This window comes from Nitrososphaerota archaeon, from assembly GCA_029785825.1.
GTDB lineage: Archaea > Thermoproteota > Nitrososphaeria > Nitrososphaerales > Gagatemarchaeaceae > UBA183.
In genome coordinates, this window is the sequence record JAFLYY010000001.1 from 576150 (window position 1) to 594012 (window position 17863).

Annotated in this window: 17 protein-coding genes; 5 read left to right on the forward strand and 12 right to left on the reverse strand. The window is 63.6% G+C overall.

Going from position 1 to position 17863, the window contains the following annotated elements:
• Positions 1-28 precede the first annotated feature (28 nt).
• Both JRN21_03160 and JRN21_03165 read right to left on the reverse strand, forming a co-directional pair.
• Positions 29-238, reverse strand: a complete 210-nt coding sequence (locus tag JRN21_03160; protein MDG6988305.1) for a hypothetical protein — start codon at positions 236-238, stop codon at positions 29-31.
• 312 nt (positions 239-550) lie between these two features.
• The gene (locus tag JRN21_03165; GenBank protein ID MDG6988306.1) at positions 551-694 is read right to left on the reverse strand and encodes a hypothetical protein; all 144 of its coding nucleotides are present in this window, start codon (positions 692-694) and stop codon (positions 551-553) included.
• 306 nt (positions 695-1000) lie between these two features.
• On the opposite strand from JRN21_03165, the gene JRN21_03170 reads away from it, so the two are divergent.
• From JRN21_03170 to JRN21_03180, 3 genes are read left to right on the forward strand one after another with little or no spacing between them, the layout of a single operon-like run.
• Complete coding sequence (locus tag JRN21_03170) at positions 1001-1381, forward strand: PaaI family thioesterase (protein MDG6988307.1); 381 nt, start codon at positions 1001-1003, stop codon at positions 1379-1381.
• Between the two features lie 54 nt (positions 1382-1435).
• Positions 1436-2281 carry a hypothetical protein gene (locus JRN21_03175; protein MDG6988308.1) on the forward strand — a complete coding sequence of 282 codons (846 nt, stop codon included), beginning with the start codon at positions 1436-1438 and terminating at the stop codon, positions 2279-2281.
• Between the two features lie 51 nt (positions 2282-2332).
• Positions 2333-2602, forward strand: coding sequence for a transcriptional regulator (locus JRN21_03180; GenBank protein MDG6988309.1), 270 nt, complete (start codon positions 2333-2335; stop codon positions 2600-2602).
• A 13-nt stretch (positions 2603-2615) separates the two neighbouring features.
• Here JRN21_03180 and cysC read toward each other — a convergent pair whose 3' ends face one another.
• The 5 genes from cysC to JRN21_03205 all read right to left on the reverse strand — a co-directional run bounded on the left by cysC (position 2616) and on the right by JRN21_03205 (position 8389).
• On the reverse strand, positions 2616-3125 hold the full coding sequence (gene cysC / locus JRN21_03185; protein MDG6988310.1) for an adenylyl-sulfate kinase: 510 nt from the start codon (positions 3123-3125) through the stop codon (positions 2616-2618).
• A 53-nt stretch (positions 3126-3178) separates the two neighbouring features.
• Complete coding sequence (locus JRN21_03190) at positions 3179-4591, reverse strand: alkaline phosphatase family protein (protein ID MDG6988311.1); 1413 nt, start codon at positions 4589-4591, stop codon at positions 3179-3181.
• A gap of 187 nt (positions 4592-4778) precedes the next feature.
• The gene (locus tag JRN21_03195) at positions 4779-5984 is read right to left on the reverse strand and encodes a glycosyltransferase family 4 protein (GenBank protein ID MDG6988312.1); all 1206 of its coding nucleotides are present in this window, start codon (positions 5982-5984) and stop codon (positions 4779-4781) included.
• A gap of 228 nt (positions 5985-6212) precedes the next feature.
• Entirely contained in the window at positions 6213-7316 is a 1104-nt protein-coding gene (locus JRN21_03200; protein ID MDG6988313.1) for a DegT/DnrJ/EryC1/StrS family aminotransferase, read from the reverse strand.
• A gap of 8 nt (positions 7317-7324) precedes the next feature.
• On the reverse strand, positions 7325-8389 hold the full coding sequence (locus JRN21_03205) for a GDP-mannose 4,6-dehydratase (protein MDG6988314.1): 1065 nt from the start codon (positions 8387-8389) through the stop codon (positions 7325-7327).
• Positions 8390-8880: 491 nt separating this feature from the next.
• Here JRN21_03205 and JRN21_03210 point away from each other — a divergent pair, with 491 nt between their 5' ends.
• Positions 8881-10368: a hypothetical protein gene (locus JRN21_03210; GenBank protein ID MDG6988315.1), complete on the forward strand. Its 1488-nt coding sequence runs from the start codon at positions 8881-8883 to the stop codon at positions 10366-10368.
• Between the two features lie 45 nt (positions 10369-10413).
• Here the strand turns inward: JRN21_03210 and JRN21_03215 are convergent, their stop codons facing one another.
• From JRN21_03215 to JRN21_03230, 4 genes are all read right to left on the reverse strand, one after another.
• A complete protein-coding gene (locus JRN21_03215) occupies positions 10414-11373 on the reverse strand; it encodes a sulfotransferase domain-containing protein (protein MDG6988316.1) in 960 nt (319 codons plus the stop codon).
• A 137-nt stretch (positions 11374-11510) separates the two neighbouring features.
• Entirely contained in the window at positions 11511-12161 is a 651-nt protein-coding gene (locus JRN21_03220; GenBank protein ID MDG6988317.1) for a hypothetical protein, read from the reverse strand.
• A 229-nt stretch (positions 12162-12390) separates the two neighbouring features.
• Complete coding sequence (locus JRN21_03225) at positions 12391-13356, reverse strand: sulfotransferase (GenBank protein MDG6988318.1); 966 nt, start codon at positions 13354-13356, stop codon at positions 12391-12393.
• Positions 13357-13467: 111 nt separating this feature from the next.
• Positions 13468-14241 carry a hypothetical protein gene (locus JRN21_03230; GenBank protein ID MDG6988319.1) on the reverse strand — a complete coding sequence of 258 codons (774 nt, stop codon included), beginning with the start codon at positions 14239-14241 and terminating at the stop codon, positions 13468-13470.
• A gap of 300 nt (positions 14242-14541) precedes the next feature.
• On the opposite strand from JRN21_03230, the gene asnB reads away from it, so the two are divergent.
• Positions 14542-16386: an asparagine synthase (glutamine-hydrolyzing) gene (gene asnB, locus JRN21_03235; protein MDG6988320.1), complete on the forward strand. Its 1845-nt coding sequence runs from the start codon at positions 14542-14544 to the stop codon at positions 16384-16386.
• A gap of 44 nt (positions 16387-16430) precedes the next feature.
• Here the strand turns inward: asnB and JRN21_03240 are convergent, their stop codons facing one another.
• A complete protein-coding gene (locus JRN21_03240; protein ID MDG6988321.1) occupies positions 16431-17822 on the reverse strand; it encodes a nucleotide sugar dehydrogenase in 1392 nt (463 codons plus the stop codon).
• Positions 17823-17863: the final 41 nt, after the last annotated feature.

Sequence of the window (17863 nt, forward strand, 5' to 3'; positions counted from 1 at the left end):
AGGGACCCGCACTTCCAAAGAGAGCCGCCTACGATTTCCTCGCCGCCGTGACGTAGAAACCCCCCTCGACCAGCTCAAGCAGGCAGTCGGGGCAGACCGGCTTCTTGAACACCAGCCCCACTCTCTTCTCGGGGCAGCATCCATCGCAGAGGACCATCCTGCACTTCGGGCACATCCAGAGCCTCGGCTTCAGGGCGCCGCCTATCTCTCGCCCGCACCGCGAACAGAACCCTCGCACGCACACGGAAGGCGTCTCCCGGCTTTAACGGGCATCCCCGCGCTCCCTGACGTGGCCGGGGCCGGTCGAAAGTGCCCTCAGCGCCTCCTGGCGTACACCGGGGGGTGACCTCACTCGATTCCGGTCTTGTAGCCTCTCCGCGTTGAACTCATCTTCGACCCCCGGCCTGACTACGGCCTGATGCGCGAGCGCATAGTTGGACGCCGACGCGCGCGATAAGAGGGGGCTCCCTCTCGGTCAAGCTGAAGGCGCGTCTCCGGGGGGAGATGCGCGGGGATCACACCGTCCGCCCTCTCCCCTGGGCCGAACGCGCTACTTCCAGACCAGCCCGAGCACGAGGAAGACGACGCCGACCCCCAGGAGCCCTCCGTATTCCGCCTTGACCCCTCTGGAGGCCATTAGCGCTACTCCCAGGAACGAGATGACGCCTCCCATAACAAGTAGCCGGAGCTTCATCCATCTCATGTGAAGGCCGTGAGGAGGTCGGTGTAATATGCTTGCCCGCTCCCTTCGTCTTGTCGGGACCTTTCCCCGCTGGAAGGCGGCTCTGGCCGGATTGGACCTGACCGCCCCAACTCCTCCGTCTCCGTCGCGCCGGGCCGTCTGTGGAGCCGGGCCCATCTGCAACGGTTAAACCCATGCGAACCTCCGGGCTTGCTCGTGAGCTTCGACCAGCTCCTCGCGGAGGCCGGGAGCTTCAGGAACATGTTCAGCGCGGCCAGAAAACGGGGGCTCGACGTGGAGAGGGAGGTGCAGAAGGCTATGGGCATAGACAGCGAGCTCTTCAGGATCGTGGGATACACGGTGGAGAATGTAGGCGACGGAGAAGTGGCGCTGAGCTTCCCTTTCGGCCCCGCGGTGGCCAGACGGGGAGGGATGGTCCACGGGGGCGTCATAATGTACACCCTGGACAACGTCTGCGGGTTGGCTGTGATGACGGTCAATTCGGGGGCCGACCAGCTCACCATGGAGCTGAAGGTCAACTTCCTCGAGCCGCTCGAGAAGGGTCCGTTCACGGCTACCGGGAGGGTGGTCAGGGCGGGGAGGACCATAGCCGTAGCCGAGGGTGAGGTGCGCGACGCCGCCGGGAAGCTGTGCGCAAAGTCACTCGGGACCTGGTACATGATCAAGAAGGAACGGTAGCCGACCCGGGCCCGGCGCCAAACGTTTTCTATCGGAGGGGGAGGCGAGGGGACGTTGGCGTTCCTCAGGGTGGTAGAGGTGCTCCCCCCCAGGTTCCCCCTGTCAGGGTCAGGCCGCGACAGGCTGGACCTGAAAGGGGAGGTGGAGCGCTTCGTCGCCGAGGTCCGCGCGGTCGGCCGTTTCGCCGACGTGGTCCTGGTTGCCAACATGAAGAACCCCCACCTCCTCAAGATGGACGCCGTCCAGGCGGCGGTCATTGCTCAGCGCAGGACGGGGGTCGAGGCGGCGCCCGTCATCGTCGTCCGGGACCAGGTCAGGGCACAGTTCCTGTCTTCGCTCGTGGCCGCGATCTCTTCGGGGCTGCGCTCGGCCATGATCGCCTGGGGAGACGACTTCCCCGCCTCCGGGAGGGGGACGGGCCCGGGGGGGTTCACAGACCTGGCCGAGGCGATAAGGGAAGCGTCCATCGTCCGGGAGAGGTCGCGGTCGGGGATCAGGTTCTTGGCGCCCGTGGACATGAGGAGGTTAGGCGGCGGGGGAAGAAGCGCAATGGCGGCCGGGCGGCTGAAGGCGGGGGCTGACCTCCTCCTGGCGCAGCCTCCTACCACAGATCCGCACAGGACGTTCGACAGGCACGCGTCCGCGATCAGGCGATCGGGGCTGGAGGGGAGGGTCCTCCCGGGGGTCTTCCCGTTCAAGGACGCCGCCGACCTCGCCCTCTACGAGAGGATGTTCGGCTGGAAACTCTCCGAAGAGCTACACGCCGCCGCATCCGGAGGAGAGGAGGCGCTCTTCGCGCTGACGAAGGCCGTGGTAGAGCGGATCTTCCAGGGAGGGTTCCCGGGGGTGTACGTGAGCACCCGGGGTGTGCCGTCCATGGCCGAGAGGCTCCTTACGTGACGGACTCTTCCATAACCGTTATATTTCCGCTTCCGGAGCGCAACGCGTTTCATGGCCAACGATAGGGCAATCGGCGGCGGAATCTTCGCGGGCAGCGTCATCGGCATAATCGTGTACGGCCTGCTCCTCTACTTCTGGGGGACCCTGGTGGTGGAGATAACCGCCTTCGTAGGCGTGCTGATACTCCTTGCGATACTCGCCTGGATCGGATACACCATGGCGACGACCCCCCCTCCAGAGCCGATAACCGACATCCCAGAGATGGCTCCTGAAAAGCCGGCTGGGGACTCAGGGACGCCTGCCGAAGCGAAGAAGGACTGACCGCCGAAGCCTGTTAGATCTTACCCAGGCGCCGCAGCCCCATAACCAGGCCCTCCAGGCTCGCTTCGGGTCCCCCAGCTGTCGTGTCTACTGTAAGGTCGGGGGTCTCCGGCGCCTCGTATGGGTCCTGAATGCCGGTCATGTTGTTTATCTCGCCGCGGCGCGCCTTCGCGTAGAGCCCCTTGGGGTCCCGCTGCTCGCACACAGAAAGGGGCGCCTTCACGAACACTTCCACGAACCTCTCCGCGCCTATCATCTCGCGGGCTTCCGCCCTCGAGCTCCGGTAGGGAGAGATGAGCGCGACGACGGCGACCACCCCGTTCCTGGCAAGGACCTTCGCGACATAGGAGACCCTTCTGGCGTGCTCCTCCCTGTCCTCCTTCGACAAACCTAGGTCGCGGGAAAGCCCCTTCCTAACCTCGTCCCCGTCGAGCACCTCGACGTAGCGGCCGAGCCTCCCCCTGAGTTCCGCTTCCAGGAGCTTCGCCAGGGTCGACTTGCCCGAACCGGGGAGCCCGGTCATCCAGACAGCGAACCCTTCGGGACGGGGCTCTCTGGCTCCCTGCTTCTCCGCCTTCAACTGCACCCCTCGACCGCCTCGGGGAGGACCTTCCCGTCGACCGCGGGGTGGTCGGGGAAGCTGAGCCCGAACGCCCTGAGCAGGGTCGGCCCTATGTCCTCTATCCTTGCCCCCTTCACTTCCGAGCCGCCCAGGTCCCTGCGCGGGTTGGACATGAGGAAGACGCCGTACTTGGAGTGCACGGAGTCGTCGGGGCCGGTGTCGTTCTCTGATAAGTAGATCGATTGGTGCCCCACCGTCCCTGCGGATCTCCAGTCGAGGTCGTCGAAGTACACCATGAGGTCGGGCTTGTCCCCGACGGCAGAGCCGTAGAGCGCGTCCGGCTCGTAGACGCGGTTGGACATCGGCCTCCCTGACCCGTCCGTGACGGCCAGGATCTTCCTAGTCAGCTCGGACTTCTCCTCCTCCAGCATGTCAGGGTCCACGGTCCCCGTCCTCTCGCGCCCTTTTACGTTGAAGAATATCCTCGCGTAATACCCTCCCCACCCCCATGCCCGTGTCCTCTCCCAGTCTACCTCGGCCTTCTCGAGGTCGGTGGGAGACGCTGGCTCTGACTTCATGGCGAGATATCCCTCCCTCTCGAGCCACTGGTTCACGCAGAACGCCCCCTTCATCGCTTTGGAGCCGTGGTCAGAGAGGACGAACGTGGTCGTGTCCTCCCCGAATATGTCGAGTAGGCGCCCGACCTTCTCGTCGACCAGCCTGTAATACTCCAGGTCAATCCCCTCGTACCTGTTCCCGGAGACGAACTTGGGGTGTGATGGGTCGAAGTACTTCCAGAACGCGTGGTGCAGCCTGTCGAACCCTATCTCGTGCATTATGAAGAAGTCCCACCGCTTCTTCCGTGCGAGGTACTCCGCCACCCGAAAGCGTTCCTCCGTCATCTCGAAGAGCTCCTGCTTGAGCCGATCCCTGTCTTCGGTCCGGAAGGTGACGTCGAACAGGTACCTGCCGCGGCTCACGTCCATGATCTCCTCTTTGAGGGATGCGGGGTAGGTGAACTCCCTGTCGGCGCTCGGGGTCAGGAAGCAGGACACGAGGTTCCCCCCTTCCACCTGCTTGGGTGGGTATCCTGGTGGGATGCCCAGCACCACAGACTTCTTCCCGTGGCTCGCGAGGACGTCCCACACGGTGGGAAGGCGGACGTGGGCCGAGTTGACCACGTAGCCGTCGGTGTACGACGCCCCCCTCCTGTGCCTGAACCCATAGATCCCGAGCTTTCCGGGATTCTGGCCGGTCAGCATCACCATCCACGCCGGGACGGTTATCGGGGGGTCGCATGTCTCGAGGGTCCCGTGCAGCCCCCTCCGATACATCCTTTCGAAGTTCGGGAGCTCTCCAAGGAGCTTGTCGAAGAGGAGCGCCGGGGGGACCGAGTCGAGCCCGATGACCGCGATCTTCTTCGGCATGCTCACTCCACGCACGGGGCGCACCCTGTCATGGTGAGACGCTATAATTACACGTAATTAAGCACTTCGCAGGGGGGACGTCCGCGAAGAACGCCTGACGTGCCGGCCGGATGACCTGGCTCCGGTCTCGCTCCGGGGGAGCCGCTCTGCTGGGCGGGCGCGGAGCCACGAGGGTCTGTCTGGTGACCTATGCTCTAAGGCCGTACGAAGTGTACGCGTCTTCCACTCGCTTGGCGAACGAATCGAACGTGAACGTCTTCCTCACAATCCCGTTCCCCGCGTCTCCCAGTCTCTTCCTAGCCTCCGGGTCACCCATCTCGACGATGGCCCTGCCGATGCTCTCGACCTCCCCGAACTTGCAGTAGTGGATGCCTTCGCCCTCTCCGGCGACCGATCGCACCGTGGGGATGTCCGCACAGATGGCTGGCTTGTTGAAGGCCCAAGCTTCAAGGACCACCTCGGGGATGGTTTCTCCCAAGGAAGGCAAGACCAGCGCGTCGCAGCTCGCCAGGAGCTTCTTCCTCGTGTCGTCGTCGACCACCCCGAAGTCGAAGATACGCCTGTTGAGGTTCCGGCTCAGGACCTCGTTGGAGGCCTCGGCGAGGGGGCCGCTGAAACCCTTCCCGGCGACGGGGCCCGCCACCATCAGGGTCGCATCCGGTAGGTGCCTCCAGACATAGGGCATGGCCGACAGGACGTGGTAGAATCCCTTCCTGTAAGCCCGACGCCCCAGCCAAAGCACCTTGTACGCGCCTTCGTTCACGTCCTGCGGAAGGGGAATCCGCCCGTACGCGCCGGCTTCAGAGAGCTCCATGTCGACGGCAGAGGCTATCACGGCGACCTTGCCGGCTTCGACTCCGAGCTTTGACGTCAGGTACCCCTTCTCATATGGGGTCTCGACCAGTATCCCGTCCGCCTTCCTGTACAGCCACTCGCGTTCCGGCCTGGCCACATCGTGGGTCTCCGTATGGACATATCCGATTGTTATGAACGGGGGGCTCCTTCCCACGGCGCGACGCGAGAGGAGCGTCACATAGGGTAACGACGACCCGGGGGGCGCGGCGTTGACGATGTCGCAATCCCCCAGCAGCTTGACCAGGTCGGGGACCCTCTTCCAGAAGGCGCGTGGGGGCTTGAACGAGCCCCTCAGGCAGAGCGCGAAGTCGCTCGTTACCATGGTGCCTTCTGCTCCACTGGTCGGCTTGGACCCCCCTACGGTCGAGCCCGACCGAGCCGGAAGGGCGGCCGGTCCTGACCTGTAGACGGCTCGCGGGGTGAGCACCGTGACTTCGTGCCCTCGTGCGGTGAGCGCCCGGCTGATGATCCGGGTGTACGTCCTTCCGCCGGAAGGCGTGGCGGAATCGAACGAGTCGAACACGTTTAGGATTCTCAATGCGCTGACTTCGAGCGAACGGGGGGCGCGCGGTCGGCATTTGACGTTTCAGGTGGCCCGCCCGCGTCCGCGAGGGCGGCGCCGGTCGTGGGACGCCCCCAGACATGGGTCGGGAGCCGCCATGTCCTTAGAACTGATGGCAGCACGTCGAAAACCCTGCGCATTCTTCTCTCCGTGCGAGCTGGGCCCTCTCCATACGTGAGTGTCACCATCTCTTCACTGCGGCGGTCATCTGACGGACTTCAGCAATGACTCGCAGATCTGCCGGACGTCGTCTTCCACCATGCCGTAGTAGGTCGGCAGGCTCAGGCCGTGCCTCGACAGATATGCGGTCGTAGGGTTCCGGTATCGCGTGCCCTTGTAGGGGGGCAGCTCCGAGATGGGATAGAACGACGGCCGGGTCTCAATCCCTTCCCGTTCCAGTCGTTTCGCCAGGCTCGCCAGCTCGGGCACACCGAGCTTCTCTATCATCGTAGTGTACATCCAGTAGACGCAGGTGGCCCAGTCCATCTGAGGGTGAGGCTCCAGACCGGCGCTGGACAGGATGTCGGTATACCACCTCCCGACCCTCCGATACCCTCTGATCCTCGAGTCGAGCGAGCCCAACTGGGCGCATCCGATGGCGGCCTGGAGGTTCGTCATCCTGTAGTTGAATCCCACTACCGGGTGCCAGAAGTGCCTGTCCGGCTTGGCCCCGTGGTCTCGGAGCAGCCGCATCGTGCTCTCAAGACGGTCGTCCTTGGTCAGGCACATCCCCCCTTCCCCTGTCGTCAGGATCTTGTTCCCGTAGAAGCTGAAGCAGGCTACGTCTCCGAATGTGCCCACCATCCTACCTTTGTATCTGGCGCCGTGCGCCTCCGCGCAGTCTTCGATTAGGAGCAGGTCTTTGGCGGCGCAGAGCTCCTTGATGGGGTCGATGTCCACGGGGTGCCCGTATAGATGGACGACCACGACCGCCTTCGTCTTCTTGCTCAGCCTGGCTTTGACTGAGTCGACGTCGAGCCCCCAGTACTGACGGTTGACATCCGCGAGGACCGGCTTGGCTCCCGTGTAGACCACCGTGTTTGCTACCGCCACGAAGCTGAAATCCGGTACGATGACCTCGTCGCCAGGACGGATACCGCACGCCGCCAGGGCCAGGTGGAGGGCCGTGGTGCCGTTGGATGTCGAAACTCCGTGACGGTCCCCGACGAACGACGCGAAACCGTCCTCGAACTTCCTGATGAATTCGCCTTTGGAGCTTATCCACCCGGAGTCATACGCCCGCAGGAGATTCTCTCTCGCTGATGGGGGGAGGCTAGGGCGCGCGAGCGGGTATCTGAAAGCCTTCATCTCGACCCTCACGACTCGCGTTTGGGCATGGAAACGTCCTGGGCGGTGATCCTGTCGAGATTCGTGGAGACCGTCACGTCCCACGGGAACACCTTCCCGTTCAGCGCATCCTTCCATCTGCGTAGGTCTGCTTCCACCATGGTCCGGATCAGCTTGGAAAACTCCGTCTTCGGGCGCCAGCCGAAAACCCTCTTCGCCTTCGAGTAGTCGCCTTTCAGGAATGGCACGTCGAGGGGCCTCAGCAGGCTCTTGTCCACCCTGACGTAGTCCTTCCAGTCCAGCCCCGCCACGGCAAACGCCTCCTCAGCGAGCTCGCGCACCGAGTGCTCCGTCCCCGTGGCGATGACGAAGTCGTCCGCCTTGTCGCACTGCAATATCTCCCACATCGCTTCGACATATTCCGGCGCATATCCCCAGTCCCTCTTGGCCTCGAGGTTGCCGAGCCTGACCTCCTTGCCGACGCCAACGCTTATCATGGCCACGGCGTTCGTCACTTTCCGCGAGACGAACTCGAGGCTCCTGAACTGCGACTCATGGTTGAAGAGTACCCCGTTTGCGGCGAACATGCCGAAGGCGTCCCTGTAGATGCGCGTGATCCAGAAACCGTAAAGCTTGGCCGCGGCGTACGGGCTAGCCGGCGCGAAAGGGGTCCGTTCGTTCTGCAGCGCGCTGGCGCCGTCTCCGAACATCTCGCTGGAAGACGCCTGGTAGAACTTGGGGCTCGTGCCTGCCATCCTGCAAGCGTCGAGCATCCTCGTGACCCCGACCCCCGAAATGTCGCTGGTGAACACCGGCTGGTCGAACGAGGTGCCGACGAAGCTCTGGGCGGCTAGATGATAGACTTCGTCGGGGTCGGCCGTCTTGATGGCCTGGGCGAGGGAACCGGCATCGGCGAGGTCTGCCGCGATTAGTCGGACTCTGTCCTGTATGTCCAGCCCCTGGAGGCGCCAGAAGGACGGGGTTGACACCCTGCGGTACGTCCCGTAGACTTTGTATCCCTTCTTCAGGAGCAAATGTGCCAGCAGGGCCCCGTCTTGCCCCGTCACCCCGGTAATGAGCGCTCTCAAGCTCAACACTGAGGGCAGTCAGGATCCCCGGTGGCAGCCGAACCGGGCCTGGACAACCAGCGAACTCTCCTGGCGAGGTCTCCCGCCGGGGCCCTCTTGTCCTCCCTGTGCTCCGACCCTGCCGCCGTCAACCCGGCTGCTGCGCAGTAGAAGCTCCGGAGCGCTGCGGTCGGGGAGCCAAGAGGTGCGAACTTCCTCCCTGACTTCTGGAGACGGCGTCGGACCCCCTGCGATGGCCTGGGCGCTTTCCGCCTGTCCGAAAGGATGCGGACCTACGCCTCCGTCTCTTCAGCAGAGGTGCTGGTGTGCAACCTGTATCTTCTGGGACTCTTGCCTTCCCCGGTAGGTTTTATGCTTTTTACGGCGTCCATGCAGAATCTCCGACAGAGGCGGCGCTCCCCAGGCGGGGCTTCCGGAAAAGACAATATTGCTCACAGGGAAGGGCTCTGCACGTTGCTGGCCGACGGCCCCGTGGCCACCAGGATGTCGGACCGTTAGTGGCTGAGATAGCTCCACGCCGCACCGGGGTGGTCGTCTTCGGCGCATGGATAGTCAGCATCTTCACCGGCATAGTGTTCATCTCCATGGTCACCCACCGTCTGACCGCTTCGCAGTTCGGGCTCCTGGAGATCATAACTGACATCGTCGCCTTCGCGAGCTACCCCCTGTCCATCGTCAGCTACTGGGCCCCGAGAGACATAGGGCGGGGAAAGAAGTTTGGGAAGACCGCCATAGTGGCCAACCTCGCCGTCTCCCTGGGAGGGTGCGCTGTCTTCGGGCTGTTCGCCTTCGTCGGCAACAGCGCCGTCGTCTCGAGCATCGCCCTGTTCTTCTCGGCGCTCGCGCTCGTCCCGTTGGCTTACTGGTACCGGACTGCTAACTCGATCCTTTCTGTCTCCAAGCCACATGCGACGGCCTATACGCTCCTCTCCACGGAGGCCTCGAAGCTGGTCGCGGGCTATTTCCTGATCTTTGTCCTCAGATGGGGTCTCCCTGGGGTCCTGCTTTCGCTGTCTCTCTCCAACGTCGTCCAGGCAGGGCTGGGGACCTACCTTGCCCGGGGGACCTTCGAAGGCTCCCTCTCCCTGGACCAGCTCAAGGTCTGGTTCGGAAGCGCGTGGCTCCCGCTGCTGGACATGACCCCGTCGATAGTCATCTTGGCCGACACCTATGTGGTGTTCCTCGTGACGGGAGGGTACACGGTCTCAGGCTACTACCAGGCCGCCTTCGTTATCGCGTCGATGGTCGGATATTCGCGATATCTGTCCTATGCGCTCTACCCCATGCTGCTCAAGGGGGAGGCTGAGAGGGTGATCGGGGTCCTCTTCGACCTCATGATGATGGTCGGGATCCCCATGGCGGTGGGCGTTTCGGCCCTTGCCCCGGAGTTCCTCTACCTGCTGTCGAAGCAGTACGTGGTGACGTCGGTCCCGCTCATGATCCTCGCCTTCTCCGCGCTTGCGAGCGCAGTCTTTTCCCTCCTCGACTACTCCCTCATAGGGAAGGACAAGTCGGACATAGCTGAAGGGAACAGGTTCGGAAACCTCCTGAAGGGGAACCTCTTCTTCGTACCGGTGATGAACCTGACCTACGGGGTCATCTACCTCGCCGGCGTCGCGGCGGTCGCCTACTTCGGCATCTCCTTCGGGTACTCCTACCCGCTCATCATTACGCTCTGGGCTGCTGGCCAGCTCATCCTGAACCTCCTGTTCGTGGTGCTGAAGGTCAGGAGGCTGGGTCTGAGGTCCTTCGCAGGGACAGGAAGACCCCTGGCCTACTACACGCTGTCGGCGGCGGCCATGGCCGCGACGGTCCGCGCGGTTGGTCCGTCGCTTCTGGGCTTCTCCATGCCCACGATAGACTACGCGGTACGGCTCATGCTCCTGATAGCCGTGGGGATGGCCGTCTACTTCGGCATCCTCGCGGCCGTCGATAAGCGTTCGAGAGAACGGATCGCGAAGGTGCCGGGCATCTTCCTGCCGTAGACCCCACGCGCCGGACCGGTCCCCCGGGGCCGGACGGTCATCAGCTCACCCCAACAGCAAGCTGTTCGCCCCACAGTAGTCAAGGGTGGAGCCGTAGTCGCCGTCAAGCATGGATGCCAGGTCAGGTGGGATCGCCCTCGCGGTTTCCTCTTCGCTGGGTGGAGAGCTCCCTCTCCGGGCGGTCCCTGCGCGCTCCCCGAGCCCCTTCAGGGGGTTGAGCTTCCCCAGCGGCTTCCGTAACGGCCCTTTCCCTTCCGGGTCCGCGGTGTTCAGGAAGTATCTGACCGGGGTCATCACTGTCCTGGTCAGCCGGAGGTAAGGCGCCGCCGTCCTCCGTTGGTACTCGTCCAACGACTTCATTCTGCCGGCGTTCGAGCGGAGCGGCTCGACGTCGACCGCCTCCACCCCCAGGAACTCGAAGACCCGGCGCATGACCTGCTCCGGCCGTTCCGAGAGGGACTTGTTGTCCACCACCTTGACCGAGTCGCCGAACAGCCGATGATATGACGTCAGCATCTCCCGGAAGAGAAACGGGCTGGCCTGGGGCCTGAACCTTTTCTCGATCCACCGGTGGAAGTCCGACTCCAGGTGGTAGGGGAAGCCGTGGAAGTAGAGGCTCAGCAGCCTGTCCTTCTGCTCCCTGACCATGAATATGAGCTTGGCTTTGGGGGAGAATCGCCAGAGCTTCTCGGGGAAGACCGGCGGCCAGATGTACGACTGGCTCCCTTCGGCTCTGTACCGGGCCCCCTTCGCCTTCTCCAGGCGGCCCCTGTACTGCTTCATGTCAAGGTAGTTGAAGTATGGCCGTTTCATCTGGTGGTGGTGGTCCCTTGCCCAGGCCGGAACGTCGATTCCCACAGCCAGCGTGTTGGGCTCCTTCGGCTCCATCATGTAGATGGCGGGGTTCTGCTTCAGATAGTCACAGAGCGCCGTGGTGCCGCACTTCGGAAACCCGGGGACGAAGAGGTTGGGCTTCCAGTCCTCAGGCCCTTCTTCCGTGCTCACAGCCGATCCGAGCGGGCGAAACCCGCACCGCTTTGAAAACGTTTTCCGGTATCCGTTATGCGACGCCTCTGTCGGAGGCGCCGGCTACCCCGCTACCGCCCTTGGCGTCCGCAGCACGGTCTCCCTGGTCTCCGGCTCTACCGCGCCGGAGGTCTGGCGTCATGACCGGGACCCGGGGTGGCCCGCAGCAGCCCGACCTCGCGCCCGTTGACCACCCTGACGCTCTTCTCGTCCACCCTCTCCATCCCGAACCTCCCGACCAGCTCGTCGCCGGTGTCCGCGCCGTGGTACTCCACGACGCACGGAAACCCTATCCTGTCAAGCTTGAGGAGCTCCTTCTCGCCTCCTTCGCAGTCTATCTCGGCGAAGTCGAAAGGCAGCTCACGGAGATGCTTTAGGTCGAAGCGTTCGTTGTAGACGACGGCGTCCCAGTGGTTGCTTTCCATGTTGGCCCTGAGGACGTCAGCAGACCCCTTCAGATAGTCGTCCGACTCCACGCAGATGAACCTGGTGGCGCCGTGAGACGCGTAGAAGGCCGCGCTCTCGCCCTGGCCCGCTCCCACGAGGAGGACCGTCTTGTTCCTGAGAGGGAACTGGGGGAGGTAATATTTCTCCCACTTTCCCCACTCCATCACAAGCGTCTTCGCGTACACTTCGTCGAGGGCGAGCGTCCAGCCGCCGCGGGCGAGCCTCAGGCGTCCCGGCTCGTCGGAGACGCGGAACCGGTACCGCTGGCGGAGCAGGGACGGAAGGTTCCAGACGGCGTAGGTCCCGTCCACGAACTTCAAGACAGGAAGATGCCTCCTTTGCGATAGACCCAGGGCGATATTCATGCTCTTGGCGGCCTCTGACCTGGGCATACTGTGCTACCACAGGTTGGCGTCGCGCCGCATTAAGTCTTGGGTAGGCGAGGGAGGTCAGTCCGCCCGCCATCAGATGTGGGCCACGCGCGTCCCTCTGTGACAGGACATCGATCAGCTCTCTACCCGCAGAGGCGACACATGGGAGCCCAGGGGTTCAGCCGTTGTTCTCTATCATGAGGCTCCGACTCCTGCAGAACTCGTACGCCTGGGCGTAGTCCTCGTCGAGCTTGGCTGCCAGCTCCTTGGGTATCAGGCTCTCCTCCGGGACCGCTTCGATTCGCCGCCTACGGGGTCTTTCGACCTGCTCGCTCCCGCGCTTCATGACCTTCCTCAGAGGGTGGAGCTGGAACAGGCGGTTCAGAAACGGGGACCCGCGCCCCGGGTCGGCGGTGTTCCAGAGGTAGGTGACCGGCGTCCTGACGTCCCGGACGAACCTGTCTCGGCCGGAGCGGATGGCTCTGGCCTCCGGGCTCAGGGACTTCAGCTCTCCCACGTTCGACTGTATGGGAGTGACCTCAGCCCTGGTGACCCCCAGGAAGTCAGACACCGCGTCCATCACCTGCTGCGGGGACCGTTGCAGCGCGTCCCCCCCGACCACCCTCATGGAGTCTCCGAAAACGTGATAGAATGACGACAGCCTTTCGCTGTACAGGAACTTGCCGATTTCCGGTTCTACCCTTTCGCTCACCCATCTGCGGAAGTCGGGCTCCCTGTGTTCCGTGTAGAGATAGAAGTACATGGAGACCAGCCTGCTCTTCTGCTCCCTTATCATGAACAGGAGCTTAGCCCTGGGCGAGAACTCCTTCAGCTTCCGCGGAAAGCGCCTGGGAAAGATGTAGTTCTGGGACCCTTCGGCCCTGTAGCGTGCGTCCGCGTGCCGCTCGAACTGCCGCCTGTAGGCCCGAAAGCCAAGGACCGAATAGTAGGGTCGCATCAACCTGAGGTGCCTGGACCCCCAAGCCGGTATCAGCTCCCCTTCGGCCAGCGTGTTGGGCTCCTTCGGCTCCATCATGTAGATGGCGGGGTTCTGCTTCAGATAGTCACAGAGCGCCGTGGTGCCGCACTTCGGAAACCCGGGGACGAAGAGGTTGGGCTTCCAGCTTCTTTGCTCTCCCGCCATGGCTGTTGCCTGGCCGTGGGGCGTTGATTGGCTTAGAAACGTTTCTTCCGGGCTGACCTGGCGCTCGTCAGGCACCGGTCTGCGACCTAGGCCAAGAGCGGCCCCGAGGCTTCAACCGTCGGCTTCCTCGAACGAGTCGTCCAGTCTCAGGTGCTGGACGTACGCGTGGAGCACGCCTCTGGTCGAATCTATCCTCCGCCTCATCAGCTGTCTCGCGGCCGCGACGTCACCCGTTCGCGCCAGTATGAAGGCGGCCTTGAACGGCTCCTGAAACACGAGCCTCTCGAGCTGGTTCCTTGGGGTGAGGATGCCAATCTGGTAGCCGCACCTCGCGCTCTCGTACGTCTCTGCAGCCATGTCACGGCCCGACAGGTGGTGGTAATAGTTCGAGGTCGGCGTCCTGACCCACCTGTACCCCTTCCTTTCCAAGAAGAGGCGCAGCCAGTCGTCTTCGTAGTAATGGATGCTGGGGAAGCGGATCCCCTTGGCGGCCCGCGTCCGGAGCAGGGTGGCGCCGGTGAACGCCCTGTCTACCGTGTCCAGCGGGCTCTTCCTTCCAAGGACCCGGTTCAGCGACTCCATCGCCGACAGCACGTTGTCCGCGTCCCTGTTCCCCGTGCCGACGACCTGCCTCCCTTCCACCGCCCCGACCCCTTCCTTCATCGCCGAGGTGACGTCACCGAACCAGGTCGACGTGAGCACGACGTCAGTGTCGACGAACGCGAAGCAGTCGGTGGAGACCTGCTCCACCAGCTTCTGCCTGGAGCGCCCCCTCCCTTTCGTCGAGTCTACGAGCAGCCTGTTGACCGGGATGACGTCCTCGAGGTGACGGGCGAACTCTTCGGAAAGCGGTTTCAGGGAGGGTACACAGACGTCTATCTTCATCGCGGACCTCTTCCAGCGGGCGCCGTCCGCCTCGCCGTACGACGCGCAAGCGGCCCCAGGAGCGCACCGGCCCGCAGGTCTTCCCTTATCTGGACACACGAGGCGGAGTTCATCTTGCTCCTTCAAGGCCGGGTCCTGGGCTGGAATTTAAGCTGCCTCCCCGCTGCCGTCCCCCGACCAGTCCGATCCGGAGAGGACTGCATGGCACGGGGGTGCTGTCGGCCCCCACCGGCCGGGACCTGGGGTCGCCGCCGCTTCATCCTTTAGTAGTCCGGCCGTGCGACAGCGTACGACTGTTACTTGTGCGGCATAGGCGGGTGCATAGGAGAACAGGCCACGAAAGAGCTCGTGGGGCGGATGTCGACGGTGACGAGGCACAGGGGTCCAGATGACTACGGCGACTATGTCGACCGGGGGGTGGCGCTCTTCTCGAACAGGCTGAGCATCATAGACGTGGAAGGCGGCCGCCAGCCGATCTTCAACGAAGACGGGACCCTCGCCATTGTCTTCAACGGCGAGATATACAACTTCGAGGAGATCCGGGCCGGCCTCGAGTCGAAGGGGCACCGCTTCAGGACGAGGACCGACACCGAGGTCATCCTTCACGGTTTCGAGGAGCACGGGGCGAAGGTCTTCGCCATGCTCGACGGCATGTTCGCCATAGCCATCTGGGACCTCAGGCACAGGAGGCTGACCCTGGCCCGGGACCGCGCTGGGGTGAAGCCTCTCTACTATGCGAGGACGGGAAAGGGGGACCTCCTCTTCTGCAGCGAGGTCAAAGGGCTCCTGGCCCATCCGGACGTCGAGGCGGCGGTCAGCCGCGAAGGGCTGTACTATCTGATCTCGCTCTACTACATCCCGTTCGGGTTCACCCTCTTCTCAGGGGTCTACAAGGTCCCGCCGGGGCACTACTACGACTCATCGGCCGGGACGGTGACGGCTTACTGGGACCCGCGGGGGCTTAGCCCGACCCCGCCGCCAGACCCCAAAGTGATCCGGGACGCCCTGGAGCAGTCTGTGAAGCGGCAGCTGGTCTCCGACGTCGAGGTGAGCTCGTTCCTCTCAGGGGGGCTGGACAGCTCTACGGTCGCGGCTTTCGCTTCGAAGCACTACCCTCACAAGCTGAAGACCTTCTGCCTCGGCTTCGGGCACGAAGACGACGAGCTGTCTGACGCCAGGCTGGTGGCAGAGCGCTTCGGGACGGACCACCACGAGCTGATCGCCACCGACAGGGCGGCGCTGGAGCTCTACCCCGAGATGATCTGGCATTCGGAGCAGCCGAAGCTGAACACCTACTACTGGTTCGTCGACGAGTTCGCCAGCAGGTATGTGAAGGTCTGCCTGAGCGGACTAGGGGGGGACGAGCTCTTCTTCGGGTACCCTACGTCGTCAAGGTTCACGGCGTTCCAGAAGGCGCAGCGCCTGATGAGCGTCCCCGGGGCTTCGCTCCTGTCGGCCTTCGCGACCGGAAAGAGGAAGAAGGTCATCGCCAGCGTCAAGGACAGGACCTCTTCGTACCTGACCATAGTGTCCCCCGTGTACGGTTCCATCGACGACACTGTCTTCTCCGGGCCCGTCTCCGCCGAACGGGCACGTCTGACCGACAGGATGCGGGCGTCGTTCTTCAGCGCGCCGGGTGCCGATTTCGTGCAGCAGGCGGTGTTCGCCGAGTTCAGCACGAAGCTCCCTGACGACTTCCTCGCCATGGAGGACGCGACCTCGATGGCGCACTCCCTCGAAGTAAGGGTTCCACTCCTGGACAACCAGCTGATGGACCTCATGCTCCCCGTACCGTATCGGTACAACTACGGGAGCGGGGCGGGGAAGGCTCTCCTCAGGGAGGCGATGGTCGGCGTCCTGCCGAAGGAGTGCTTCAAGAAGCCGAAGCACGGGTTCAGCCTGGACATCGTAAAATGGTGGCCGGGGGAGTTCGGCGAAGAGATCAGGAGCGTCGTCTCTGACTCGCAGACGGTGAAACAGTACTTCGACGTCGGGGCCCTGAAGAGGCTGATGCCCTCGGCCAAGGAGTCGTACAGCACGGTCTCTCTCCTCTGGCACGTCTACGCTTTCCATATCTGGCACGAGCTCTTCGTGGAGAAGGGGAAGGAGAGGGTGATGGCTTCCGCCCCTCGGATTTCCAGCTGACTTCTGCCAGCGAGCTTGTCGCGCGGCCGGTAGTGCGGACCGGCTCACTTGGTCGGGACCCTGAGGGCCCGGCCCACTCCGCAGTAGACGAACCCTGCGGCCGTCGCCGCGGCCGGGTCGACCGAGTTCCTGGCGTCCACGAGGGCGGCCTTGGCGCTGGCGGCCTTCGAAAGCGAAGCGAGGTCGAGCTCCTTGAACTCTGAGTGGGCCGTACCGAGGAGGATACAGTCGGCGCCCTTGGACGCTTCGAGCGCGCTCTTCGCCCCGAGGTAACCCAGGACCTCCTCCCCCCTGTACATCGGGTCGTAGACGGAGATCTCGGCCCCCATCGCGGAGAGCCTTTTCATCGCCCTTTCCACCGGGGTCAGCTGCACGTCCTTGACGTCGGGCTTGTAGGCGACCCCGAAGACCGCGACCTTCGACCCTCTGACTGTCTTCCCGACCCTGTTTAGCGCCTCGGAAGTGAGCTCCACCACGTGCTCTGGCATCCTGTCGTTGATCTCCCTCGCCATCCTCACCAGATAGGGGATGTCCCCAGCCTTGAGGGCCTCTGCTATCATGTAGTATGAGTTGCTCGGGAGGCATGGCCCCCCAACGCCGATCCCTGGGTAGTGGGGGACGAAGTTGTACTTTGTGGCACAGGCGTCTATGACCTCCCTCGCGTCGATCCCGAGCCCTTCGAAGAGCAGCGCGAACTCGTTCGACAGCGCTATGTTCACGTCCCTGAATATGTTCTCGGTGAGCTTGACCGCGTTCGCGGTGCGCGGGGACGTCACCCGGATCGGCTCTACCCCGAGAGCCTCCCTGTAGAGCTCGACGACGACGGAAGCGCACTCGGGCCCGGTGGCCCCTATGATCCTCGGCAGGGACTTCATGTCTCTGAGTATCCTCCCGGGGTCGGACCTCTCTGGGCAGGCGGCGAGCCCGAAGTCGTGCGTAGCCCGGAGGCCCGACGACTCCAGCGTGGGGCCGATCAGGCCCTCCACTATCCCTGGCCCCACAGTGCTCTCGGTGATCACCACCGTCCCGCTTCTGAGCCCCTTTCCGATGTCTTCGGACGCACGTCTGACGGCGGAGTAGTCTGGGGTCTTCCCCTGGTCCACGGGGGTGGGGACGCATATCACGACGAAGTCGGAGTCGAATGCCCCTTCGGGGGACCGCGTAGCTTTCATGGTCCCGCTCTTGGCGTGCTTTCTCACAAGGTCTCCCAGGCCGGGCTCGTCGACGAACTTGCACCTCCCCGCGTTCGTGTCCGCTACCACCGAAGGGTCGATGTCGAAGCCTGTGACCTTCGCCCCGGCCTCTGCGAAGAGAGCGGCGGTCGGGAGCCCGATCCTCCCGAGGCCCACGACCGTTATCTTCACGGCCCCCTGCTTCAGCCTCCGGGCGACGGTCCCGGGGGGGACCCTGAGCTGCTCGGTCTTCTCGGGAGCCAACTGGATACTAGCCCGCGGCCATCGGTGCACTTTATTATGAT

What these genes read in the sequence shown, in the direction of transcription:
- JRN21_03200 (MDG6988313.1), bottom strand. Translation starts at nt 7,316, where the DNA reads ATGAAGGCTTTCAGATACCCGCTCGCGCGCCCTAGCCTCCCCCCATCA.
- JRN21_03230 (MDG6988319.1), bottom strand. Translation starts at nt 14,241, where the DNA reads ATGAAGATAGACGTCTGTGTACCCTCCCTGAAACCGCTTTCCGAAGAG.
- JRN21_03190 (MDG6988311.1), bottom strand. Translation starts at nt 4,591, where the DNA reads ATGCCGAAGAAGATCGCGGTCATCGGGCTCGACTCGGTCCCCCCGGCG.
- JRN21_03180 (MDG6988309.1), top strand. Translation starts at nt 2,333, where the DNA reads ATGGCCAACGATAGGGCAATCGGCGGCGGAATCTTCGCGGGCAGCGTC.
- JRN21_03165 (MDG6988306.1), bottom strand. Translation starts at nt 694, where the DNA reads ATGAAGCTCCGGCTACTTGTTATGGGAGGCGTCATCTCGTTCCTGGGA.
- JRN21_03170 (MDG6988307.1), top strand. Translation starts at nt 1,001, where the DNA reads ATGGGCATAGACAGCGAGCTCTTCAGGATCGTGGGATACACGGTGGAG.
- JRN21_03225 (MDG6988318.1), bottom strand. Translation starts at nt 13,356, where the DNA reads ATGGCGGGAGAGCAAAGAAGCTGGAAGCCCAACCTCTTCGTCCCCGGG.
- cysC (MDG6988310.1), bottom strand. Translation starts at nt 3,125, where the DNA reads ATGACCGGGCTCCCCGGTTCGGGCAAGTCGACCCTGGCGAAGCTCCTG.